The sequence below is a fragment of the Psychrobacter sp. S1-30-MNA-CIBAN-0213 genome (assembly GCF_040309845.1).
GTDB lineage: Bacteria > Pseudomonadota > Gammaproteobacteria > Pseudomonadales > Moraxellaceae > Psychrobacter.
Map to the genome: position 1 here is coordinate 301141 of NZ_JBEOPE010000002.1, position 26233 is coordinate 327373.

Here is a 26233-nt window from a genome sequence, read left to right on the forward strand (position 1 = left end):
TAGTCAATCCACTATAAAAAATTGAAGGGGTTTAACGCTATAAAACATCGTTTGTCTTATAGCGCTTTCGAGTGAGAGCTTGCAAACCTAAACTTCTAAAATAAGATTTTGAAACTGAGCTTTAAAGCATTAATCACTAAGCCAAAGGCTTCAAGCCAATCTCAAGAAAATCAAACCAGTTCTGGCCGATGATTTTCCCAGTGTCAGCCTCATTAAAGCCATGCTTAAGCAGTCCATTATAGATATTTTCCATACCGTCTTTGCCTGCAAACCAAGGCAAGGTATCCGGCCAACCTGAATTATTAACGTTACCTTCACCATAATCCATCGCTTTCGACCAACGCCCATTACGCATCCACTCGAGTACCGCTTGCGGCTGGTTGAGACATAAATCACTACCAATCGCTAAATGCTCGACACCGTATTTATCAGCACAATTGGCAATCATGGTGCAGAAGTCATCAAGCGTACAATCACTACCATTGGGCAAATGGAATGGATACAAACTAAAACCTAATAGCCCACCCGCTTTGGTTAAGGCGCTAATGACAGTGTCTGATTTATTACGTAGTGCATCGTGTGCTGTGGTCGGATTGGCATGACTGATACATATCGGACGCGATGATGCTTCTATCGACTCAAGCGTTGATTGTTCAGCGCTATGTGACATATCTATAATCATCCCGACGCGATTCATCTCAGCGATAGCTTGCTGACCAAAACGGGTAATACCGCTATCGTTCTGCTCGTAACAACCAGTCGCTAATAAGCTTTGGTTGTTATAAGTCAGTTGCATAATCAGTAGACCCAAACGGCGCATGACACTAATCAGGCCGATTTCGTCATCGATTGGTGAGCAGTTCTGTGCCCCAAAAAAGATACCAACTTTACCCTGCTCCTTTGCGGTTTTGATATCGTCAACTGAATACACTGGCAAAATCAAATCGCTATTTTGCTCAAAACGCGCGTGCCACTCAGCAAAACGTGTCATGGTCTGACGAGCGTCTTCGTGATAGACCAAGGTTGCATGTACCGCATTAATACCACTGGCTTGTAGCATCTTGAAGTAGTCGCGATCCCAATGGCTATACTGTAATCCGTCAATGACGATATGATCTTGGTACATATCAATTCCCTTTAATACTGTTATAAGTAGCCGCCATCATTAGCTATTAAGCATGTTTTCACACAGTGTCGCTTCGATAGCGGCTAGTATTCTTGTTAAGAAGTTTCTAGTACGCTTTTTGATAAGCAGTCTTCACAATGGTATAAAACTCTTTCGCATATTGACCTTGCTCACGCGGACCAAAGCTCGACTCTTTACGGCCACCAAACGGCACATGATAGTCGGTACCCGCAGTCGCTAGATTGACCATGACGCAGCCTGCTTGTACTTGCTCTTTAAACATCGCACTACTGCGTAAGCTTTGAGTAATGATGCCGCCAGTCAAACCAAAGCGCGTATCATTGGTCATCGCAATCGCTTCTTCCAAGTTTTTGACGCGCATGACACAAGCAAGCGGAGCAAATACTTCTTCTTGGTTAATATCCCAGCTGTTATCGGTTTCAGTAAACAAGGTCGGCGACATATAGTAGCCATCATGTGGCATTTCTAAACGCTCACCACCGTAGGCTAAATTGGCGCCCGCTTGCTTGGCTTTTTCGATCCAATCCATGTTTGACGCCAGTTGCTTATCATCGACCACAGGACCCATAAAGATACCGTCATCAAGCGCATGACCGACTTTTAAAGTTTTCATTTTTGCGACCACACCTTCGACGAAAGCATCATGGATACTGTCCATAACGATTAAGCGTGAAGACGCGGTACATTTTTGTCCTGAACCACCAAACGCACCAGCAACCGCCGCATCAATAGCGACTTGTAAATCGGCATCATCAGCGATGACCAAGGCGTTTTTACTACCCATCTCAAGCTGGCAGCGGATGAAATTCGGTGCCGTAGCAGCAGCAACTTTGCGCCCTGTTGGTACAGAACCTGTAAAGCTGACTGCATCGATGTCTTTAGAATTGATAAGCGCATCACCTACGCTAGAGCCGCCACCTAATAGCAGGTTAAACGTACCTTCAGGCATACCTTGACGGTGAATAATTTCCGCTAACGCGACCGCACTGGCAGGCGTTAAATTCGCAGGCTTCCAAATGACACTGTTACCAAATGCTAAAGCTGGCGCGATTTTCCATACAGCAGTTGCAGTTGGAAAGTTCCAAGGAGAGATAATTGCGACCACACCGACAGCTTCACGGGTGACTTCGACTTTGACCCCAGGGCGTACAGAGTCAGCAAGGTCGCCCATTTGACGTAAGACTTCAGCGGCATAATAATGAAAGAACTGACCAGCACGATAAATCTCACCGCGACCTTCAGCAAAAGGTTTGCCTTCTTCACGTGACAACAAAGTACCTAGCTCATCACAGCGGGCAATCATCTCATCACCAATCGCTTGCAGGATAGACTGCTTCTTTTCAAGTGGCGTTGCTTCCCACTTTGGCTGCGCCTGACGAGCAGCGGCAATGGCATCTTTTACTTGGTCTTTACTTGCTTGTGCGAACTCACCAATGGTTTCGCTGGTATCAGATGGGTTGATATTGGCAATGGTATCAGCGCCCGCTTGCCATTCACCATTGATATAAAGTGATTTGGTTGGGTCTTGTTGCAATACTTTTTGTGTGGTTTGGGCTGACATAAGAACATCCTTAGTAAAACGATTAAAATCAAATGCTTAGAAAATTTATTTGAATAATTAAAATACTGAAAACGTACAATGATTATTTATTAGAGAATCTATGAGAAGCTTAAGGCACAGCGGCATAAACAACCAGCTCAACCAGCATCTCTTCACGAGCAAGTCCTGATATCACCAGCGCTGCACGATTTGGATAAGGTGCTGCGAAATATTCAGCGTAGACTTGATTAACGGTTTTGAGATACTCGCGATCCGTCACATAAATAAGCACTTGCAATACCGAATCCATGCCGATATTGGCACATTCCAAAGTATGTTTTAGATTATCTAGCGTTTGCCGAATTTGCGCTTCAATACCACCTGCAACCACTTCACCGTTCTCATCGATAGGAATCTGCGCAGTATACAGCGTGCCATTATTAGTAATCGCCCACTCTAACGGTGACTTAGAAGCGTAAAGTGAGGTTTTAACAGGTTGCTTGACGGTGTGAGTTGTCATGTGGTGATATTCCTTAAATAGATGGTGGTATCAATTATTTACTTGATAGCCTGTATTGCTATATTGCATCCATGCTACCTTTTTAATAATGACAAATCTAACTAATTAAATATTAATATTGATAGATTTAATCTATCATAGAAGATGTATCATTAATGAATAGATTTAGGCAGTAGAGAATATGAAATTACAGCAATTACGGCATTTTTTATTTGTGGTAGAAGAAGGTGGCTTTCGTGCCGCAGCTGATCGAGCCAATCGGTCGCAAGCCGCGTTGTCAGCATCCATCAAAGAATTAGAAAAGACGCTCGGTCAGCGTTTGTTTGAAAGTGGTAACAAGGCCACGCTCACTTCTTTTGGCGAAAGCTGTTTGCCGAAGATTGAGCAGTTCCTCACAATTTATAAGGCACTAGAAGATGATCTCAAAGCATCTGCGTCTGGCGACAAAGGTAAAATAAGAATTGCCAGCGTGCCATCGCTGGTGACTAAGCTATTGCCTAGCGTATTGGTCGAATACTCAAAAAAATACCCTGATATCGAAATTGTATTAATAGATGATAATTCTGTTGGTGTAGCCAATCGACTATTGGCAGGAGAGGTAGACTTGGCATTGGGCAACTGTACCAGTATGGATCAGGCGGATATAGATTTTACCCCGCTCATCTCGGACCCAATAGGCGTCGTTTGCTTAAAGAGCAATTCGTTAAACCAATTAAATAGCCAGCTAAAAAATCAACGAAAAAAAGGGCTTAAATGGCAACAGCTAGTCACGCAGCCTTTTATTTATAACGGCACTTGTCGGTTACTTGAGAACACGCCTGCTGAGGTGCTTAATCGTAATGCGCGTTACACGGTTGAAAACATTACTTCTCTGTTCTCTTTATTATGCAATGACCTTGGTATCACAACTTTGCCCAAGCTTGCCTTCCCCTCTAATGAGCCTGAGCTTGTTTGGATTGATTTACTTGAACCGACTTTAAACAGACAAATTGGTATCTTTAAATTGGCCAATAAAACCGTCTCACCGCCAGCGCAAGCCTTTTATGAGTTGTGTATCAAGTACGTTCAGGAGCATTACTCTTTATCAGATATGGCCTGATTTTTCATAGCTTGGTTTTTTAACAGTATCAAAGCTTCACTATCGTATTAGACCACCGTTGGCAACTCTTGATGTTTTAAGCCAATGGTTCTCAACGCTCCTTTGTCATCGACCTCTTTAATAACCAACGACCATTCGTCGTTTATCGCAACAGTATCACCCGACACTGGAGCCATGTCCAAACTTTCTTTTACATACTCAGCCACGGTCTGCTGCCACATGTTTACTGATGGGTCGTCAGCTTTAGACTTGAGCTTATCTGCGAGCGTTTCGGACGCCATAACACCGGTAAAAAGCGGTAAATCTCCAAGCTTTACACTGGGTGATAATAACCAATCTCCGTAGAAGTCATCAATTGCTTTACGGTCTAACGTTGTGTCATTAAAAATCTTAGCAATTTTACTGGCATGGTTGCCCCTCATGGCGTACCAGACACTATCACCAAATTTTAGCTTGGTATTTTCATCGACAATGACGATTTGTTGTCCGCGCACTAGCGCAAAAATACTAATTTCATCAGGACTCACCCGGTTAGAGATACCTTTAGGATGACGACCGATAGCAAACGCCCCTGATTGAACTTCGAACTCGTACAAAGTGATGCTTGCTTTGTCTGACACCCAAACTTCATGCTCCTCTTTTGGGTCTTTATTAGTCGGAATACGCACCTTAAATAAATTCGCCATAATAGGAATGGTCGTTCCTTGTAAAATCAACGATAAGACCACCACCCCAAATGCAATATCGAACAGCATAAAGGCACCATCTATCCCCGCCATGACTGGCAAAATAGCAAGGGTAATAGGGACAGCACCGCGCAAACCAACCCAAGAGATAAAACCGATCTCTCTGTCTTTAAACTTAAAAGGCTTAACACTGGTATAGACGGCAATAGGACGGGCAACCAAAATCATAAAGGCTGCAATTGCCACTGAATAATGCCAGACATTGATGACGTTAGATGGGGTGACTAATAGTCCTAAAACGACGAAAAGCACCGCTTGCGATAACCATGCAAAGCTATCCATCACTCGCATGACATGCTCAGTTGAGCGTACCTTATGGTTGCCGATTAGCACACCAGTGAGGTAGACGGCCAAAAAGCCACTACCGCCAATTAAATTAGTTGCCGCAAAGACTGACAAGCCAGCAGATAGTATCAAAATTGCATACATGCCCTCTGCCAAAAGAACTTTGGGTAGTAGCCTAGATAGTAGATAACCAAAGAGTAAGCCCATTCCTAGGCCAAAGCTTAACTGCTGTAATAGTAAACCTAAAAATCCGAATACCGTCTGCCCAGTAGGATCAACATTTAGAGCGATTAAACCAGTAACCAACAGAATAGCCAAAGGATCGTTAGCACCAGATTCCAACTCAAGCGTGGCTTGAACGCGATCATTGAGCTTGACGCCGCCATTACGTAATAGAGAAAACACTGCTGCTGCATCGGTCGAACCAACGATTGCTGCCATTAGCAAACCAAAGCGCCAATCAACATCAAGCAACCAAGTGACGAAGCCCCCTAGCACCATGACGGTAGCAAGTACGCCCCAAGTCGCTAGAGTGACCGCAGGCTTTAGACCGACTCGAAATGACTTAAAAGAGGTACGTAATCCGCCGTCTAGCAGGATACAGGCTAAGGCTGCCTGCCCGACGAAGTTGGCAATGTTATATTGTGAAAACTCAATCCCCAAGATACCCTGCTCGCCCGCCAACATGCCTACTGCTAAAAACAACAACAACAATGGAACGCCTAAGCGTGCAGATAGCGTACTTGCCATAATACTGGCGAAAATTAACAATGCCCCTACTAGGTATAGGATATTTAAGGTATCCATCTTTTTTAAGCCCTATTTTTAATAATTATTACGGTGGTGTTGGTTATGGTGATCGAGCTAATTATATTCACTGATAGTACTATAAATAACTATTACAGATGTGGCTAGGTGGAAGTGAACAAAAACCACCAACCGACAAATTCTAACAAACCTGCACCCTCAATCAAAAATACTGCATCTCCAGTCATTTTATTTCTTAAAGTATTGTCTATAGTTAAATGACTATATTTATCTTTTTAGCTATAGAGATATTGTAGGAATAACGGCTTTTTACAGGACGTAAAAGGCATGGTGTGGCTACTGTCAACGAATCAAAAGTCTTTGCCACTAACTATGTTTAGCCGATAGACGATTATGACGACGGTACAACCAATAGACTATCATAAGGAGTGTGATATGGCGGGTGTAATACAACCAAAGAATAAAGGGCATGACATTTCTGCCACCCCTTCTGATCCTAACCAAGAGTTGGTGTCAAACGCAGATCGAGCCACAAGAGGCTCTTTAACTATGGCGTGGTGGGGCGTTTGTAGCGCCATGTTCTATCTGGTCATTGGTATTGCGATGGCAGAGAATTATGGGACTAAGAACGCTATTATCGGCTTATTGATAAGCTGCGTCGCTTACGGGATTATCACTCGCTATGCCATTCGTACAGGCATGTCAGTGGCTTTGTTTTCTCGCGTATTATTCGGTCATAAAGGTGCAGCTTTAGCGACACTCATATTTTTTGCCACGGCTATGTATTATGCGGTATTTGAAGGCTCTGTCATTGCCGTCACCTTTAGCCAAACTTACCCCTCTGTCCCTTACTGGATCGCCGCTTTAATCGTGGTGGCTTATAGTGTGCCTATGATTATGGGCAGTGTCCAAAACTGGCTGGACAAACTAAATGGTGTGCTCTTGCCGTTTTACATTATCGGACTCATCGCAGCAGTCGTTATGGCGACCAATAAGTATGGTTATAGTAGTGCTTGGCTGTCTTTAGGACCTGAAGAAGCACTGCCTTTTGGCTGGTGGAACGTTGCCGTATATTACATGGGCATATGGGTATTGATGATGTATACCTTTGATTATGCGCGTTATGGCAAACAAGAAGACAGCAAATTCTTATCTTGGTTTAATTTCGGCATCCCCTTCTATCTCGTCGCTTTTTTCTTAAGCGGATTAGCAGGAATTTATTTAGTGAGCACTATTCCCTTAGAAGGCGCGTTATCCGAGGTGTCCATCACTTTAGGACTGGTAAAATTAATGGGCGTGTTTGGCCTCATCTTTGTGGTCATTACTCAAACTCGTATTAATACGGCCAACTACTTATTAGCGACGACCAATTTACAGGCCTTCCTCAAAGATACTATCAATATTAAGATTCCAAAATTCGTTGGTGCGTTGTTGATTGGTACTTTTATTTTCGTTCTCATGCTACTCGATGTATTTAGCTATTTATTACAAGCGCTGGCTTATCAAGGCGTGTTTGTCGTGGCTTGGGTGGCGATTGCTCTTACCCACATTCTCTATCCTAAACGTGAAGACATCTTTGGCGCGGTTCCCGTCATTGATCCGCAGCGCTTGCCAGCATTTGATAAGTCAGGATTGGTCGCTTGGATAGCAGCCTCAATCGTCGGAATCGTGCTAATGAATCTTGGCGGTAGCTGGGTCAATTGGTATGCGACCTTGACCTTTATTACGGCGACTGTCCTGTACGCGATATTGATGCCCAAAACTCAGCAACACGTTTTACAACTCTCACCAAAAACAACGACTGGCTAAATAAATGAGATAAAAAGTGCGCTCACAGTCAAATACTGTGCCTGCACAATCCATTTATTTACAGTGCGCGTTGCTATAGTAAAGTCAGTGCGATAATAAGATTACAAGGAGTGAATCATGAATCAAGCTACAAACACCTCGACCACCGCTTCAACCACGGCCCTCGATCCTATCACCTTATCCGTTGTTCGTGGCGCGTTAGAAACCGCGCAACGCGAGATGACACTTACCTTAGAAAAAACAGCACGCTCTAGTGTGTTTAACCTAGCTCACGATTATAGTAATGCGCTGTTTGATCATCTACCTGAGATGATACTGCAAGGTCAAGATATCCCTATCCATTTAGGCTCATTGATGCCAGCCATGAAAGCGGTGGCAGGATTTTATGGTGATGATATTCATGAAGGAGACATTATTTATCATAATGATCCTGTCGTTATGGGCAGTCATATTTTAGATTGCTGTATGTATAAGCCCGTATTTTATGAAGGTGAATTGGTATTTTGGACCGTATGTAAAGGTCATGTCACCGATATTGGTGGCCCTGTTCCTGCTGGATATAACCCAGACGCCAAAGAGATTTATGCCGAAGGCTTGCGCATTCCGCCGATCAAAATATGGGAAAAAGGCGTTAGACGTAACGACGTTATCAACCTAATTCATAGCAATATGCGTTCACGTCGCAATCAAGAAGGCGATTTGAATGCTCAGTACGGTGCTTGCGCGGTTGGTGAGCGCAACATGATTGCCTTGCTAGACAAATATGGTGTAGAGACGGTTCGTGCAGCTATCGAAGAGCTAAAGAACATGGCTGATAGGCATATGCGCTCGCTTATCGAATCACTGAATGATGGTGATTATCATGGCGAGGCCATTCTGGAAGATTCAGGACATGGTCTTGGCGATTTGACCATCACTGCTGACATTACTATCAAAGGCAGTGATGTCCATATCAAGATAGGCAGTCCGCCACAAGTGCCTTATTTTATTAACTCTTATGCTGGCAATTCGATGTCAGGCGTCCTGCTGGGCCTCATGATGTTCGCTCAAGTAGACCCTCCTTATAACGAAGGTCTGTATCGCTGCGTCACGGTAGATTTAGGTGAACATGGCACGCTATGTAATGCCAAAGAGCCTGCACCTCATGTCAACTGTACTACCACGCCGATGGAGACGCTGACAGATGCGGTTCGTAAAGCGTTAGAGGACGCTGCACCAGAGCGCGTAACGGCATCATGGGGACATTCGTCAGGGGTTAACATCGCTGGTATTGATCCAAAAACGGGTGAGCAATATGTCACCATGGTCTTGGCGTCAATTATTTCAGGTGCAGGAGCCACTCAGCAAATGGATGGCTGGCATGCTTGCGGGCCTTTATGTTGCTTTGGCGCATTAAGCTCAGGCGATATCGAGTTATTAGAATACCAATACCCTATCGTCATTCATAAATATGGGTTGGCAGAAGACAGTGGCGGTGCTGGGCGACTGCGGGGCGGTTGCGGTACAGTCTGGGAAGTTGAGCCACTTGATCATACCATGACGGTTGTTGCCTTCGGTGAAGGACGTCATATCCCAACCATGGGTGCAGGCGGTGCTGAGCAAATCTCACCAGAGCTCAAATTAGGTAAGCTAGAAGTGTTCCGTGAAGGCGGCCAGACTGATTTACATCTTCATAATACTGTGATTGAGATAAAGGCTGGAGAACGCGCGCGTAACACCAACCCTGGTGGCGGTGGTTTTGGTAGCTCTTTTGAGCGTGAGCCTGAAGCGGTGCTACGTGACGTTATAGAAGGTATTGTCTCTATAAATGCTGCTGCCAAGGAGTACGGTGTCGTTATCGATAGCGAGACCTTGCAACTAGATGAAAAAGCCACTAAAGCCTTACGTGCAGAAGCGGCATAGTTAATACAGGGATGTATTGACTCTACATATTATATAAAGAAGTTTAAGGATGACTTATGAGTTATGAATTTCGTTTAGGCGTAGATGCTGGTGGTACTTTTACCGATTTCGTGTTGGCTGAAAAAGGCGGAGACATACATCTGTTTAAAGCCCCTTCTACCCCTGAAGATGGTACCAAAGCGATTGCTAACGGGCTGCAACAAATTTCAGAGAAGTTTAATCGCTCAATCACAGATATTATCCAAGCTTGTGACTTATGTATTAACGGTACGACTGTTGCCCTGAATGCTCTGATTCAAATGAAAGGCGTGAAGGTAGGATTACTCTGTACTAAGGGACATGAAGACAGTATCGAAATTCGTTTGGGTCATAAAGAAGAAGGCCACCGTTATGATGCCAGCTATCCCCCAGCGCCGCAGATAGCACCGCGAGATTTGCGCTTCCCTATTCGCGGACGGATACTTGCCGATGGGACAGAGCGTGAAGAGCTTAATGAAGACGATATTCTAGCAGCCATAGAAGAGCTTAAACGCCAAAATATCAAAAGTGTGGCCATCTCTTTTGTGTGGTCAATACGCGATACCAAGCACGAACAGCGCGCAAAAGAGCTGGTACAGCAGCACATGCCTGATGCATTTGTATGCTGCGGCAGTGAGGTCTATCCGCAAATTAAAGAATATACACGCACCTCGACGACTCTAGTTAATGCTTATTTGAGTCCGATTATGTCATCTTATGTCTATAAAATTGATGACTACTTCAAACAGCTGGGCGCTGATCAACCGGTACGTTACTTCCAATCTAATGGCGGTCTTGCATTGGGCGAAGTGATGAAGGAGCGTGCGGTTAACGCCATTAACTCAGGACCTGCTTCTGCCCCGCAAGCTGGATTGTATATCGCTGAACCTTTCGGTATCAATAACGTGATTACTGTCGATATGGGTGGTACCTCGTTTGATATTACGTTAGCAAAAGACGGCAAAACCAGTCTGAATCGTGATATTGATTTTTTACGAAATCGTATTGGCGTACCTATGATTCATGTCGAAACCTTAGGTGCAGGTGGTGGCTCTATCGGCCATATCAATACCTTTGGCATGCTAGAGGTAGGACCACAAAGTGCAGGCGCGACCCCAGGTCCTGCGTGTTATGGTAAAGGTGGCACGCTACCGACGGTCACCGATGCCAACTTGATTCTGGGTTATCTGCGTCCTGGCGCGGTATTAGGCGGTATTGTCACCTTAGATGAAGACAAAGCAAGGGCTGCTATCGAAGAGCATATCGCTCGCCCATTAGATATTGATTTGCCGCATGCGGCTTATGGCATCAGCACTATTGTCAATCAAAATATGGCCAATGGTATTCGCCGCATCACTATCGAAAAAGGCTATGACCCTCGCGACTTTGCCTTAGTCTGTGCAGGTGGTGCTGCTGGTATGCACATTATTCCTTTAGCAGAAGAGATGGGTATTAATACCATACTTGTGCCCAAGTCAGCCTCTTGCCTATGTGCTTTTGGCCAGATTATCTCTGATGTCAAATACTCATATCTAGCCACTCAGATTATGATTATGTCCGCAGATGCTAACCTTGAATCTTTGAATGCCACTCTTACAAGGCTAGAGAAAGATGGTATTGAAAAGCTTAAAGAAGATGGGTTTAGTGATGACGATATAGAAGTTGAACGCGCTATGGAAATGCGCTATGTTGGACAAGTCCATGAATGCAATGTCATCGTGCCAAATGGCAACATAGATAGTAATGCTGCCGCAGATATCCTACAAGCCTTCCACAAGCGTCATAAAGAATTATATACTTATGATGAACGAGATAGTGCTGTAGAGCTTGTGAACGTAGAAGTTTCAATCATTGGTAAAGTGGTTAAACCTGAGCTACCGACGCTAGATGCTCAAGTTGGATCTGTAGAAAGTGCTAAAGTGGATGAGCGCCAGATGATACATGATCATACTTACCAGTGGATTCAAACGCCTATTTATGATGGCAACAAATTGGGCGCAGGAGCAGTCGTTACTGGTCCAGCTTTGATTGAAGAGCCGACCACAACTATTGTGATTAAACCTAATTGGCAAGCTGATTTGCATCAATCTGGAACATATAAGTTGAGTAAAATTTAATAATGTGAATATAATACTCTTTATAGGTATTAGTTAAACCTTCGCCTTTCTCTCTTTATGGGAGAAGGGTATTTATCGTTTGTGTTAAGATAAATCTGAAAGATAAGTGGAGAAAGAATAAAGAGCTGTAAATTCATTGCCAAGCATTTAAGGATGAATGCAAATGGAACATAGTCAAGTAATAATGAATAAAAGTTTTGAGCAAATCAATAGTACTCAGGGGCTTCAATCAGAAAGTAAACCGCTGCTTAATGCAAACGGTTGGCAACATGTTGTTAATGAAACCTATTTTGACTTAAAAGTGCAAGTCAAAAGACCCAATCAGTTCACTGGACAAATTCAACAAGCAGTTTTGGATCAAATGGGTATCTCAGACTATGTTGCTGATTCCGTCCATTATCAGCGTAGTGGTCAGGATTTATCCAAGGCTAGCGATAGTATTTTGCTTACGTTTCCGCTCAATGGCTCAGTATGTTTCCAACAACAAAAACGGCAGTTAACTTGTCACCCAGGTCAATTCTTTATCGAGCTGTCTCACGAACCTTATCAATTTTACCACTCTGAAACTGTAAAGCTACAAGTCCTAAAAGTGCCTATCGCTAAATTAGAAAACCATCAGCGTTTGATAGAGCAGTATTTTGCCCAGCCTATTACTACTGAAAAAGGCTCTGGCAGACTACTTAATCATCAAATCAATCATGCCCTGCACTTAGCCACTAATTTTGAATTATCATCTGTAGAGTCGCAATTACTAGAACAACAACTACTAGATTTAATCATACATACTCTGCATCGACCCACCATGTCTCTAGCAGACAGCCAAGTCTCAACGATAAAAGCAGCTCACCTACAACGTATCGAAAACTTTATCCATTTTAACTTGGCCAACCCCCAGATTTCTCCCAAGCTAGTTTCGCAATCTTGTCATATCTCTGAGCGCTATATACATCTTTTATTTCAAGACCTGCCTTACTCATTTTCGGAATGGGTCAAACTAACCAGACTGCTAGCAGCTAACAAGATATTAACCAAGGCCAATTGTAGCTCTGTTGCCGAAGTTGGCTATCAGGTCGGCTTTACCGATCAAAGTTACTTTTCTCGTATCTACAAAAAACACTTCGGCTTCCCGCCCAAAGATACGCCTTCAACTCACTGTAAGCCTCACTAAATGGCTTACATAGCGTAAAAATGGAAACAGTTTGTCCGATTTATTATTGTCCTCCAATCAAGAACTTTCATTTGTAATTATTGCTGTTTATCTACTTCTAAATAGCCAATAAACTGTAAGGACTATATAACGGTAAGATTGATAACGATAAGACTAATTAAGAACGAGATAAGCGCTTTGTCATAGCTACAAAATCATAAGAAGATAGCTACTCTTTACATACCTTTTTTAATAGATACTCAAGCTGAACTATCACCTATCTTTATCAATCCTCGTTATAGTCGTTTTTCATTCGAATTTAAATTGAAAATTAATACTAAAATCAAAATAGATAGGAGATCGGTATGGGCTTATTAGTCGATGGCAAATGGCAGGACCAATGGTACGATACCGATGCTAGTGGCGGCCATTTTAAACGTGAAGAGTCAGGCTTTAGAAACTGGGTTACCAAAGATGGTAGCGCAGGACCAACAGGTACAGGCGGCTTCAAAGCTGAACCTAATCGTTATCATTTATATGTGTCTTTGGCCTGCCCATGGGCACATCGCACGACTATTTATCGTAAACTCAAAGGTTTGGAAGATATGATTTCGCTATCTGTCGTCCATCCTTATATGGGCGATCACGGCTGGACGTTTGCAGATGGCGCTGGGGTAATTGCCGACCCTATTTCTCATGCTAACTACGCTTATGAGATATACACTACCGCAAAATCAGATTATACAGGACGCGTCACCGTCCCTATTTTATGGGATAAAAAAACCAACACTATCGTCAGTAACGAGTCATCCGAAATCATTCGTATGTTCAATTCAGCCTTCGATGAGGTTGGTGCGCTATCAGGTGACTTTATACCGTCAGAGCTATTAGCGGAGATCGATGAGGTTAATGCGTTTGTATATTCTGCGGTAAATAATGGGGTTTACAAATCTGGCTTTGCAACCACGCAAGCAGCTTACGAAGAAGCCGTTAATGAGCTATTTGATGCGCTAGATGTACTAGAGAAGCGTTTGAAAGACCAGCGTTATTTGGTCGGCAATACCATTACAGAAGCTGATTGGCGTTTTTTTACCACGCTTGTGCGTTTCGATGCCGTTTATGTAGGTCACTTTAAATGTAACCTGCGCCGTATCGTCGACTACCCTAGCCTTTGGGGCTACCTGCGAGACTTATACCAAGTACTAGGTATAGCCGAGACCGTAAATATGGATCATATCAAGGGCCATTATTACACCAGTCATGCCAATATTAATCCAACTGGCATCGTACCTGTCGGTCCTTATATTGACTTTAATACGCCACATGGTCGCGAGCAGTTATCATAAATAGACAAGTAACGATAACAAGATACAGGACTACTGGTATGAATTTTTAGCAGCATCTATCTGCGTAGGCACAGCAAGCCAGAAAAACTTATACCAGTTTCGTGTTATCAAATAACGTATCCATTTTATTTAGTATCGACTATAGTAAATAGATAAGCATTCGCATACTAAAAAGGCTGCCTAAGATTATTCTCATAATCATGGACAGCCTCTTTTTTTAAAGTTTAAACGTAGTTTTATTAGTGTCTTTGAGTGACATCCAACTCACTTGAATAGGCAAATAAGGCAGGCGCACCGCCAGTATGCCAAAATAAAACACGGTCGGTTTTCTTAATTTTTCCCGTACGAATCATATCTATGAGCCCGCCCATCGCACGACCCGTATAAACAGGATCTAATAATATTCCTTCTGTTTGCGCCGTCAACTCAATGGCTTCATTTTCGAGTGTGCCAACCACTCCATAACCCTCGCCAACATAATCAGAATTAAGAATTAAATCAGACTCTGAAAACTCGTAATCTGCATTGATGAGTTTTGCCGTACTGTTAGCAAGAGAGATAGTATATTGATCAAATGGCACTTTATCGGTTTCGCCTTTATCAATGTTGATACCTACTATCTTATAAGGCGAGTTGAATATTCTATTACCAAGCATTAAGCCTGCTTGTGTGCCACCAGAGCTGGAGGCAAAGACGATATGAGTAAATGTTTCGTTGATGCTTTCACGTTGCGACTCTAGCTCTTTAAAGGCTTCTACAAATGCTAAAGCACCTAGCTCGCTTGAGCCACCATAAGGCACCACATAGACATTCCTGCCTGCTTTGGTTAATTGCTCAACGATTTTAGGAATGTCTTCACCTTTACGGTTGGCTCCTGCCCAATGAATATGACAACCGAATATTTTATCCAGCAACAGATTGCCACTTACTTGCTCAGGCTCTTCTCCTCCTAACACCAAATGACATTCAAGACCCAAGCTCGCTGCAGCGGCTGCCGTTTGGCGACAATGGTTTGATTGTGCAGCACCTGCGGTAATAATCGTATCTGCGCCTTTGGCAAGCGCATCACCGATGATAAACTCAAGCTTGCGGGTTTTGTTACCGCCTAGTGCTAGTCCCGTATTGTCATCTCTTTTCATAAAAATTTTAGGGCCAGCAAGCTGTTTACTTAATCTAGTGAGTTCAATTAATGGTGTTGGGAAGAAGCCTAATGACTCTCTAGCTATGTGGTTATATTCCATGTTTTGTCCATTTTATAATAAGAAAATTATGGATGATGTTAAACCTTATCCATTGATAATAGTTATTCATAGGTTGTTATTTAACTTATATTAATAGCACACTACCAAAAGTAGTAAAAGAAGCTATTTTTAAATCTTGCCTAGATATTTGGCATATTAACGACTTATTCATAAAACTCTTGGTGTTATTAAATAAATTAACAGACAAAAAAACCCCAAGTAAACGAATACTTGAGGTTTTTGTGCTTGTGAAAACTACTACTTGATATCAGCATCCGTCAAATCTAATACTGTTTTAATATCATTCATCATTGACAAGGTATCAGGGTTCTTGTCTTCTGATTTATTGCCAACCACATAGTAAACCAATTTGAAGGCGTCGATGCGTTCTGGCTTAGTCTCGATTAGTGTGCTTAAAGATTTAATAGAGGCATCTTCAGCAAAACGAACGATAAGCGTCTGAGTATGTATCATAGCCGCCAAATCAGCATGCGACAAGTGAGTAAATGGCTCTTGCTCAGTAAGCACTTCGGTCAAACGCATCAGCTGGTCACGGTCTATGTTATTATCAGCAACAATATTGCATAGGATCATCATACGCACAACCGCCTCATTAAAACCACCTTCAGCGATTTTGGTCAGTGCCTCCTCTACCTTCGGCAATTCATGCAATTCGTCTTTATTCAAAAGACGGCGTGAGCCTACTGATTCTCCATACTCACGAAACCAAGGCATTGACCAAATGCCAAAGAACATACTCTCTGTATACCTACCTTGCCAATCTCTCCAAAAGTCTAGCGTCACTCTAACACTATCCATAAACATTTTTTCTACTTGCAAGAAAAGGTTATCCTGCTGCATAGATTCAATAGCTGGCAGTTTTACTCTGGCATAAACATCAGAAGGCTGATGCGTTTTTTGCGTTTTTTGTGTAGGAACGAAGTCTTCACTTTGTTGATGATCGGTTGTAGTAGTAATTGCTTTACTCAAATTACAGGCAGCTACTGCTAGCGGATTTTTACTACTCCATATGCTTCTTTGCAGTCTCAGTGGGTGCATAGTACGCATAAATTGAGCAGAAGTCTCATTGCTCATAGCCTTCACTAGTGGGCGCAAATTATGCTCATAAGCTTGGGTTTGAGTCATCGAATAGCGATGTACTGCCTTAAATAACTCTTCATCCGTTCGATTATCCCCTATCGCCTGACTTAAATCTTCAAAAGTACGACGCTTCAAATCAACGGTAAACGTTTTTTCTTGCCCAGATCCTTCAATACGGTCAATATCCAACTCATAGAGTCCAGGAGGTAAAACTTCGATCATATCCATTATCGAGGCAATACCTGTATGTTCATGGTTGGCTATTTTTGAGCTCACAAAGATACCCAAATGACCTACTTGTTCATGAATCATATAGATGATACGTTGACCGCATACTTCAACATCTCTCTCATCACTATAAGCATCCAAAATCCACGTTAATGCCTGTTGTGGAGGAGTAATATCATCACCACGTGAGGCAAAAGCTATAATCGGTGCTTTGACATTACGCAGGTCAATATTTGTCCCTTTTTCTAGCTGTGCGGTATTGCGAGCAAGACGATTACCAATAAAGATATTTTCTACAATCCACTGAATTTCTTTATCATTCATCAAGAAAAATCCACCCCACCAGCGTTCAAAATCAAGAAAGCGCTGACGATTAGCCTGTGGGTTTTTGTATAAGTCGTAATATTTTCCCACATAGTTGCGATAGGGGGTCATTTTTTCAAAATTATCGACCAGTGCTGCCCCATCGAACACCCCGTTATTCATATCAGCACTAAGCATGGATAGCCAAGTGCCACCGTTGACACCTGCTTTGTAACGCATTGGATTGATCCCAACCTCTCCGCTCCAAGCTGAGATAGGCGCACCATTTAAGACGATAGGGCCTTTAATATCTGAATTGGTTGCAGCTAAAATGAGCGCTGCCCATCCACCCTGACAGTTACCAATGATTACTGGTGACTCTGCATTTGGATGTCTCTTTTCTACCTCACGGACAAACTTTCCTTCTGCATAAGTAATATCGGCAATGGTTTGTGTCGGCTCTGGAAGACGCTTAAACGCCACAAAATATACAGGATGCCCCTGATTAAGTGCGACACCGACTTGACTCTCATGTTTAAAGCCGCCGATACCAGCACCATGCCCAGCTCTAGGATCGATAATAATATAAGGGCGTTCATTGTCATTGGTGACAATCCCTTCAGGCGGCTCTATTCTCAGTAAGACATAGTTGCACGGGCGTTCAAACTTGCTTGCATCCATGATTACTTGATAATCATAATCTAAAACCGGTGGACAGCCAGCCAGCTCATGCTCAAGAAAAATATCGCCACGCTCCTTGAGTACATCGACCGTTTGTAAAAATCGTTTACTACTGTCAGTGCTGTAGCTTAACCATTCTTGCCATAGCCTTTTTGGGGTATACGTCTTTTGCCAACTGTTCATGATGGCATTCTTGTCTTGACTCAGTGTCCGTATGTTTTCTTGAATTTGTTGATGATTTTGTTGTAGATGTTTACAAGTAACTTCTATTAGCAAACCAGCACTATCTGTCCTATAGTGATTTTGTAGGTTGAGTTCGTCTAAGGTACTTTCATTTTTGTAAAATTGATGGTTTACCATATCTTGAAAGTTTGGTATCAAACCTGTAGCTCTATGATGTGGGTTGCTACGACTTAACCATACTTCGGCTTTGTCTGGATTTTCAATATTTTCTTCAATAATGTCTGACATAGCTGGTTCCAATTTTGAGTTAACGATCATGTTTTTTCATACATTGTATATATTGATTTTAATACTGAATCTCGATACTGAAATCTTGATACTAAGTCTTAAGTTCAATAGGAGCTGTATACCGCCCCTATTTACTATCCGGTAAAGTTAGCTATTAACCAAAATATAAGAACTGTCAATTAGGTGTTAATCGGGCGTAAAGCTTCATCCGCTCTAACGTGTACATATTCTCCCGGAGCATCACATATTACCTGCCACTCTTTACCTGTGTGCTTCACACCCGGTTGTCTGCTATCTACTTCGCCTGCGCTGTGCTTCTTGATCCACTCTCCCCAATGCAGCCACCAGCTCTTATCCTGTTTTTCTGCTTTGGCATACCATTCATCAGGATCGGCGACATAATCTTCATGTATATAAAAGCCGTATTTTCCCGTTGGCGGGTTAATAATGCCAGCGATATGTCCTGACTCACCGAGTACAAAAGTAACATCTCCACCGAGCACTTGTGTAGACGCGTAGCTCCCTTTCCATTTGGCGATATGATCTTGCAATGTTGCCACGACATAGGTTGGGATAGTCACTTTTGACAAATCAATCTTCACACCGTCATATTCTAGTTCGCCTTTTTTAATCATCTTATTAGCTAGGTACAGCTCACGTAGTACAAAACTGTGCAATGCGGCCGTCACGTTGGTGGCATCAGAGTTCCAATATAAGAGATCAAAAGGAATAGGACGCTCACCTTTTAGGTAATTTTGCACATAATAATTCCAATAAAGGCTGTTTTCACGTAACAGACTAAAGGCGGCGCCCATTAATCGTCCGTCGAATACACCTTGTTGATCTCCTTCTTGTTCAAGAGCACTCACCGTACGTTCATCAATAAATACGCCTAAATCCCCAGGATCGCTAAAGTCAAATATCGTGGCCCAGAAAGTAGCACTAGCAATACGATCTGCCTGCTCATTTTCAGTTAACCAAGACAGCGTCAACGCCAGTAACATACCGCCGATGCAATAACCGATGACGTTGGCATCCGGCTCATCAGTAATCTCTTTAATGACATCTAAAGCAGTCAGCAACCCTTCGTGCATATAGTCTTTCATATCGACGTCTTTATAAGCCCGCGTTGGATTGGCCCACGACATAACAAATACACTATGACCTTCATTAAGTGCCCAACGGATATATGAGTTTTTCTCTTTTAAATCCATGATATAAAACTTATTAATCCATGGCGGTACAATCAATAGAGGGCGTTTATTAACTTTGGCTGTAGTTGGATTATATTGTATCAACTCAAACAACCGATTGCGGAACACCACTTTGCCCGTCGTCGTGGCGATGTTTTCACCCAGCTTAAAAGCATCATTATCAGTCATGCGAATGCTCAGCATTTTAGAGCTTTTTTCCATGTCTTCTGTTAGCTGCTTGAGTCCCCTTACTAGATTCTGTCCCTTTGACTCCATGGTCAATCGCAGTATTTCAGGATTACTCCATAAGAAGTTACTTGGTGCCATTGCATTTAGCCATTGACGAGTAAAAAAGGATAAACGCTGGCGAGTTTTTTCATCAACACCTTCAGTATTATCAATGGTGTCCATCATGCCGTTAACCGTTAGCAGATAACTTTGTTTTAGCAAGTCAAAAACAGGATTGTTGGTCCATTCATCATCTTCAAAGCGTCTATCGCCTTTTTCTGGGGTAACGATAGGTTGTGGTTGATTTTCTGATCCCTTCATTAGGGTGTTTTGATACAGTTGGAACTGCTGTTTCCACAGATTTGTTTGCTGTTCAATTAACGCAGTGGGGCTTTTGTCTGTGACGCCAGTATTAAACTGCTGCCATCCGTCTATCAAATTAAGCATTAGGGACTGGCTTATATTATCGTCCTGACCGACTCGTTTTAACATTTCGCTAAATAACTTTTGGGTCAATTCGTTAAAATCACCCGCATCGTTGTCAGTGTTTTGTGCGGTTTTTTGGTCTTTATTTTTATCATTTTGCGATGAGTCTGATTTCTGAGAACCCATGTTACCAATGGCATTCGGCATCATGAAGTTGCCAAAATTATTGATTGAATCTTGCCATAGTTTCATATTGGCTTCAAATGGGTTTGAAGTTTGACCAGATTGATTAAATAAAGATTGGTTGAATTGACTAACTTGGTTCAACTGATCTAAATATTGTTGACCAAAGCCACTAAAATTAAAGGCATCATTAGTGTTGTCTTGGTTATTTTGACTATCTTGTGTATTTGACTCGTGGGATGACTTGTTTGATTGTTCATCGGACTGCTGGTTATCCCTATCGGACTGCTGATTATCCATATCTTTACCCATGTTCCTGTTTATAAACGATATCTAGCTATAAACTACATCTAATTTGTACGAAAGTGCAAGCACAATAACTTTACACTGCTAACACAATAGAAAAAAGATGGGATAGAGCTATCTAACCCACCTTTTAGGTGTGATAATTACATGATATCTCATTATTAACTACTAATAAGATAATTAAATTCATTAGTAATTACAATTACTTATTTGTTGATTTTCCAGTGCTGCTAGTATTACTAGTACCAGTCTTTGCATTTGTCTTAGCATTGGAATTTGTATTAGCATCAGCTTTAGTATCGGCTTTAGTATCTGATTTGGTATCTGATTTGGTATCTGATTTGGTATCTGATTTGGTATCGGCTTTAGTATCTGATTTGGTATCTGCTTGTGTATTTGTGCCGGTAGCAGTTTTTGCAGCCTTTGTGGCTTGCTCACTAAACTGCTCAGCCATCTTATTCATATTTGCTGCGTATTCTTGACCTGTCTTGGTTGCTTGGTCAGCAGTTTTTTGCATATTTTCCTGCATTTTTTCACTGGTTTGACCCTGAACTTCACCCAAAACCTTCATAACGTCATCATGCATATTACTGCCAAGCTCTGTCATGCGCTGAGCATCTGATAGCATTTTTTGACTAATTGTATTAAGCATTTCTGCTTGCTTGCTGCTAAAGTCTTTGGCAGCTTCTGGAGAGTCTATTTCTGAAACTTGACGCATATTCTCTAGACCCATTTCTGCGTAGGTCTTAATAGTATTAAGTGAAAACTCGGTCATCATTTCAGCGTTTTTCAAAAAAGCTTGGTTTAGCTTTGTCCAAGGCTCGAACATCTTCTGTGTACTCTCATTGAACTGGTTCACGTAATCTTGCGGGGTCTGTTGTGACATATTATTACTCCGTGTATCGAATGATTGATTTAGCTTTGTCCAAGGCTCGAACATTTTTTTTGCGCTCTCGTTAAACTGATTCATATAATCTTGAGGGGTTTGCTGTGACATATTACTACTCCGGGGATTGATGGTTAAAAAAATTACGCGTATTGGTTGTTAAGAAAACATTATAATGTTATTAAGTTTGTGACATTCTTTAGTAATGTAACAAATATAATTTATTTAAAATTAGAGTTAAGACATATATTGACCACCATTAACTGATATGGTTTCACCTGTGACGAATATTGCGTCATCACTAATAAGATACATACAAGCAGCAGCGATTTCATTTGCACTAGCTAAACGATTCATTGGTATAGTTTCTTTGATTTTATCCATTATGTGTTCAGGTACACTTTCTACCATGGGCGTATATGTATAACCGGGAGCGACGACATTGGCGGTAACTGAAGAAGTAGCACCTTCATACGCTAGAGCCTTAGTGAATCCTATAATGCCTGCTTTAGCGGCCGAATAGTTCGTCTGTCCATACTGACCACGTAAACCATTTATCGAGCTGATATTGACAATGCGGCCTGTTTTTTGTTCTAGCATTTTTACAAAAACTGGATGAACAATGGTATAAAGAGACGTTAGGTTGGTATCAATTACCTCCTTCCACTGCGCAAAGCTCATTTTTTTGAAGCTACTATCACGAGTAATACCTGCTCCATTTATCAAGGCGTAAATACTGTCATACTTATCAATTGTCTGTTGAATCGCTACCATCGCGGTTTCGTGATTACTCACATCAACGGCCAGAAACTCAAAGTTACTCGAGTCAAATCCATTGTCATCGCACCACTTCTTCGTACGTTCTGGATCGTCTTTACTTAAAGTTGCAATAACATGGTAGCCACTAGCCACTAACTTTTCACAAATAGCCGTACCGATGCCACCAAGCGCGCCGGTTACTAAAGCAACTTTTTTATCTGACATATTTGATTTTGGCATAAAAAACTTCCTTGTTCGTTAATGAATAATTAGTGTACAGCTGTATTCTTTTTTCAGAATATAACATAGTTATCTCGTGATAGTTATCCTATGTTGGTAATAAATCATTGTTATTTGTAAGGGTTTAATACCAAATGAGGACCGATTATCATTAGTAAACTAATGAAGAGTAAAAGCCTGCAAATCTTACTTTATCAGAAATCAGGTTCTATAAGCTAATAACTATTACGTAAACGTGTCTTTAATCTAACATTTCGATGTTACAAATTAAGGGCACACAAAAAAACCCGAATAAACGAATACTTGAGACCGAAGTAGTTGTATCAGCTAATTATCTAAATAATGTTATAGAGTTTTCTATGAATAGAAGTTTCTGAAGATCATTTATACGTTAAATTAAAAACCAAAGGGAAAAATTATTTCATCCCTTTGGCTTTTTATATGTTTATAAAACTACGACATATTTTTCGCAGCTTTAAGCAACTTTGCTATGAGGTTTGGGTTCTTAGCAAACGCGAGTAAGGTATCGGCCAATTGTTTGTTTTTGGCAATCTCGGGCCGTAATTCCGATTGATTGTCATCTTCACAAACTTTCTTGAGGCATTCGCTCACCTCTTCGGCATCAATCTTTTGTCGTTTGAGGAAGCTGCGAATACTCTCTTTCTCTAGCAGACACATAAGCAGATGGCAGAGTTGCTGTTCACTTCCATCCCTGCTACTGCTCGGCAACGGATCATCACCGCCTATCCAGACAGAAGCACTTAAGAGCTGCTCCCTTGTGAAAGGGCTGTTTTGTATTGACTGTCCTTTAGCCAAAACTCGCACCTTATAGACACCGGCTGACCCTGCATTAAATGTGACGTTAAAAACACCAGGCTCAACCTCCGATAAGGTTAGGTTGATTTTAGTGCCGTTAGGTCTTTCCAACTCCGCTCGGATGGACGCACCATTATCCAATGGTCGTTCGTACTGAGTCAATTGAGCTGATAAAGTTATCATGCCGCCTGGTTTTCGGGTAGCCTGCTCAAGCTGCGCTCTAAGGCGTAGATCAGAACTAGAATGCACATTGAAAGAATAGCGTAGCCCGTGTGTTTTGACCTCATCGCATTTTTCACGGTCATTTTCGAGGCTGGCTAAGTATTTAGCGAATACTTTTTCATTCAGATTAAGGACTGCATGCCATTGACCTTCACGTTCTTCGAAACCTGCAACAGCGGTCGGCAAAGTCATGCGATAAAACTGCACATGTTTATTTGCTGAAAACGTTAACTCAACAGAAGCATTGGCAATGCTTGGATCGATAATTTTGCCACTCGGGGTTTCAAGCACATAGTGAAAAACATCTGGTAGAACGTCTCCCGTCAACAAGATTGCATTCGCTGTGATATCTGCTTCGTTAAGATCAAACGGAATACGTATCTCACGGTCAGGTTGAATCCAACCCTCGGGATCCATCACTACCTCCGTATTTTTAACCCCTGACAATATCTGCAAGAAGTATTTTTGAAGCGTAAAGTAGTCATCAGTATCCAAAGTACCGGTCATTAAGACGTAACCATTTGTACTACCAGTCAATGCTTCCAAAGCAGCAGGGCGGATCTGCGGCGCCGTTCCCAAGCCAATAGCAAAGACACTGTCATTGATGATGCCATCATCTATAAGTTGGCTAATGTAAGGCGATCGGTTTTCATGACCATCCGTTAGTACCACCATAGCAGTATGAGTATAGCTACCAGATGCTAAATCAGCTAACTCGCTACTTGCCAACTCAATCCCACTACCAATAGACGTTGAACCGCCAGGAGGTGATGGTTGATCTGTGATGGCTTCATTCGCAGCTATACGCCCAGAGCCACTCCCTAATGCGCCCGCAACCTCGATCGGAGTTCCCGGAGTCGCATCATTGTCGAAATACACCACACCAATACCGTCCTCGTCACCCAATAGCTCAACGAATACAGGCGCGCTATCCTTGAGCACTTCAATACGCGACCGACCATCGCCTGCGCCCCAAGCCATGCTACCAGATTTATCCAGCACTAAAACGGTGGCGACCGTTGGTTTAGCGATAGTGTTGGCAGACAAATCAATTGACCAAGTCTGTCCTGTTTGCACACAGGTAACTTGCGCAGTTCCCGTAACTGAATCACCGACACTGGTTGCCGTGTACGAAAACCAAACCTGTGCCACATTAGTACTGTCTCTATTAACGACGACCCTATCGAAGTCAGGGTCAGGCGTTCCAAACCCTGTGCCAGTTGGACCGGCCGTGATAGTAAAGATTAGTTCTCTACAAAAACTGTTGTCAGGACTAGGAGGACTTATGTTAAAAGTTGCAGCCCGTACCGCTGTACTACCCACAGGGGTGGCGTTAAATACTAACGTCGTGTTGATAGGTGTCACTATAGGTGGCGTATCCGTATCATATGAGTATCCCATAGAATGATGATCCAGCGTCGCGGATACCAGCGTCCCTAAACCAAAGAGCGTGTCGCTCAAGCGGTGACCCTCAAGATCATCGCTTGCTGTGTCGCTAGGTACATAAGGCACTGTTGGATGCAGCGCTTGCCAATCAGCCCACAGTTTATCCACAAAGCAATGATGTAGAAAGAAGACCGGATCATTGGGAGATGTGGAAGGAAACATAGAACCCCCTATCCATTCATGTACGCGGTTATGAGTATTGGATAATGTGCTTGGGAACCCACTTGCAAGAGCCATACGTCCTTCGTTCGCGGCGCGATAACCATCGCTATTCCTATTAAAATTAGCGCTGTCATATGGCGTTATTCCCTGAATTTCGTCAATATGAGCTTGAGTGGGCAAGTTCGGAGCCCTAGAGCTAAGGCCAAATCGCCGAACCAGATCTCCATCAATTCGAACCTGTGGATTTTCCAGATTCAGTTCACTAAAATCAACGCCAACGTCAACTTCAACGATATCCCAGATGTCTGCCCTGAATGGACCACTTTGAACAATGTTATTTGCGCCAGATCCATTGCTGCCCATAAGATCATTCGCCCAAACAGCCGCATTCATGGGGTCCGCTGCATCTGATGCCCAGTCCCAATATGGCAATGTCACCCCAGGTACCAATCTGTCCAAGTCTAGCTCGAACTGGCGTATAAACGCACGGTGCCATGGTAAAAACGCTGGACCGCGATGTGCTCCATTTCGAATCATGGGCATGTCAGCGTCTTCCTCATCTTCAACCCAACCCCAACCCCCCGGTGTTGCCCAGTTCGCGACCATATAATGGTCAAGTACATATTTGTCATAGGTATTGTTTATTAAAGGGTATAAGGCGCGTACGTGTGCTGCATCATTTTCATCGTCAACATATTCGTATAACTCAGCCTTCATGAGTTTAATAGCGCTAATGAGAGCGGCCTTTTCCTCTGTCGTCAGAGAATTCACGTTTTTTCTACAAGTCATGAGTGACAATTCCTTTATTAGATGCTTGGAATTAGATGCTTGAAATGAATGACTATGAGCAAAGGTCCAGGCATTGTGAATTTGCATAAACTGTGTATATCAAATAGG

At 42.5% G+C, this 26233-nt stretch carries 16 protein-coding genes; 6 read left to right on the plus strand and 10 right to left on the minus strand.

What is annotated here, in order from left to right; all coding sequences use genetic code 11:
- Positions 1-136 precede the first annotated feature (136 nt).
- The 3 genes from AAEY87_RS03080 to AAEY87_RS03090 all read right to left on the minus strand — a co-directional run bounded on the left by AAEY87_RS03080 (position 137) and on the right by AAEY87_RS03090 (position 3207).
- Positions 137-1126 (minus strand): membrane dipeptidase, encoded by a 990-nt coding sequence (locus AAEY87_RS03080; RefSeq protein WP_350655910.1) that lies wholly within the window; start codon positions 1124-1126, stop codon positions 137-139.
- 106 nt (positions 1127-1232) lie between these two features.
- Positions 1233-2708, minus strand: coding sequence for an aldehyde dehydrogenase family protein (locus AAEY87_RS03085; protein WP_350655911.1), 1476 nt, complete (start codon positions 2706-2708; stop codon positions 1233-1235).
- Between the two features lie 109 nt (positions 2709-2817).
- Positions 2818-3207 carry a RidA family protein gene (locus tag AAEY87_RS03090; RefSeq protein ID WP_350655912.1) on the minus strand — a complete coding sequence of 130 codons (390 nt, stop codon included), beginning with the start codon at positions 3205-3207 and terminating at the stop codon, positions 2818-2820.
- A 181-nt stretch (positions 3208-3388) separates the two neighbouring features.
- Between AAEY87_RS03090 and AAEY87_RS03095 the strand changes: the two genes are divergently transcribed.
- The gene (locus AAEY87_RS03095) at positions 3389-4306 is read left to right on the plus strand and encodes a LysR family transcriptional regulator (RefSeq protein ID WP_350655913.1); all 918 of its coding nucleotides are present in this window, start codon (positions 3389-3391) and stop codon (positions 4304-4306) included.
- A gap of 47 nt (positions 4307-4353) precedes the next feature.
- Here AAEY87_RS03095 and AAEY87_RS03100 read toward each other — a convergent pair whose 3' ends face one another.
- A complete protein-coding gene (locus tag AAEY87_RS03100) occupies positions 4354-6144 on the minus strand; it encodes a potassium/proton antiporter (RefSeq protein ID WP_350655914.1) in 1791 nt (596 codons plus the stop codon).
- Positions 6145-6540: 396 nt separating this feature from the next.
- On the opposite strand from AAEY87_RS03100, the gene AAEY87_RS03105 reads away from it, so the two are divergent.
- The 5 genes from AAEY87_RS03105 to AAEY87_RS03125 all read left to right on the plus strand — a co-directional run bounded on the left by AAEY87_RS03105 (position 6541) and on the right by AAEY87_RS03125 (position 14444).
- Complete coding sequence (locus AAEY87_RS03105) at positions 6541-7914, plus strand: purine-cytosine permease family protein (RefSeq protein WP_350655915.1); 1374 nt, start codon at positions 6541-6543, stop codon at positions 7912-7914.
- 117 nt (positions 7915-8031) lie between these two features.
- Positions 8032-9816, plus strand: a complete 1785-nt coding sequence (gene capB / locus AAEY87_RS03110; RefSeq protein WP_068326455.1) for a caprolactamase subunit beta — start codon at positions 8032-8034, stop codon at positions 9814-9816.
- Positions 9817-9872: 56 nt separating this feature from the next.
- Positions 9873-11951, plus strand: a complete 2079-nt coding sequence (capA, locus tag AAEY87_RS03115) for a caprolactamase subunit alpha (protein WP_068034868.1) — start codon at positions 9873-9875, stop codon at positions 11949-11951.
- Positions 11952-12114: 163 nt separating this feature from the next.
- On the plus strand, positions 12115-13119 hold the full coding sequence (locus AAEY87_RS03120; protein WP_350655916.1) for an AraC family transcriptional regulator: 1005 nt from the start codon (positions 12115-12117) through the stop codon (positions 13117-13119).
- Positions 13120-13463: 344 nt separating this feature from the next.
- On the plus strand, positions 13464-14444 hold the full coding sequence (locus AAEY87_RS03125) for a glutathione S-transferase family protein (protein WP_350655917.1): 981 nt from the start codon (positions 13464-13466) through the stop codon (positions 14442-14444).
- Positions 14445-14683: 239 nt separating this feature from the next.
- Here AAEY87_RS03125 and AAEY87_RS03130 read toward each other — a convergent pair whose 3' ends face one another.
- From AAEY87_RS03130 to AAEY87_RS03155, 6 genes are all read right to left on the minus strand, one after another.
- Positions 14684-15685 carry a D-cysteine desulfhydrase family protein gene (locus tag AAEY87_RS03130; protein ID WP_350655918.1) on the minus strand — a complete coding sequence of 334 codons (1002 nt, stop codon included), beginning with the start codon at positions 15683-15685 and terminating at the stop codon, positions 14684-14686.
- 258 nt (positions 15686-15943) lie between these two features.
- On the minus strand, positions 15944-18469 hold the full coding sequence (locus AAEY87_RS03135) for a DUF3141 domain-containing protein (RefSeq protein ID WP_350655919.1): 2526 nt from the start codon (positions 18467-18469) through the stop codon (positions 15944-15946).
- A gap of 179 nt (positions 18470-18648) precedes the next feature.
- On the minus strand, positions 18649-20811 hold the full coding sequence (gene phaC / locus AAEY87_RS03140) for a class I poly(R)-hydroxyalkanoic acid synthase (RefSeq protein ID WP_350655920.1): 2163 nt from the start codon (positions 20809-20811) through the stop codon (positions 18649-18651).
- A 196-nt stretch (positions 20812-21007) separates the two neighbouring features.
- A complete protein-coding gene (locus AAEY87_RS03145) occupies positions 21008-21691 on the minus strand; it encodes a phasin family protein (protein ID WP_350655922.1) in 684 nt (227 codons plus the stop codon).
- A gap of 237 nt (positions 21692-21928) precedes the next feature.
- On the minus strand, positions 21929-22675 hold the full coding sequence (gene phbB, locus AAEY87_RS03150) for an acetoacetyl-CoA reductase (RefSeq protein WP_068330131.1): 747 nt from the start codon (positions 22673-22675) through the stop codon (positions 21929-21931).
- Positions 22676-23143: 468 nt separating this feature from the next.
- Positions 23144-26125 (minus strand): tyrosinase family protein, encoded by a 2982-nt coding sequence (locus AAEY87_RS03155; RefSeq protein WP_350655923.1) that lies wholly within the window; start codon positions 26123-26125, stop codon positions 23144-23146.
- Between the last annotated feature and the right edge of the window lie 108 nt (positions 26126-26233).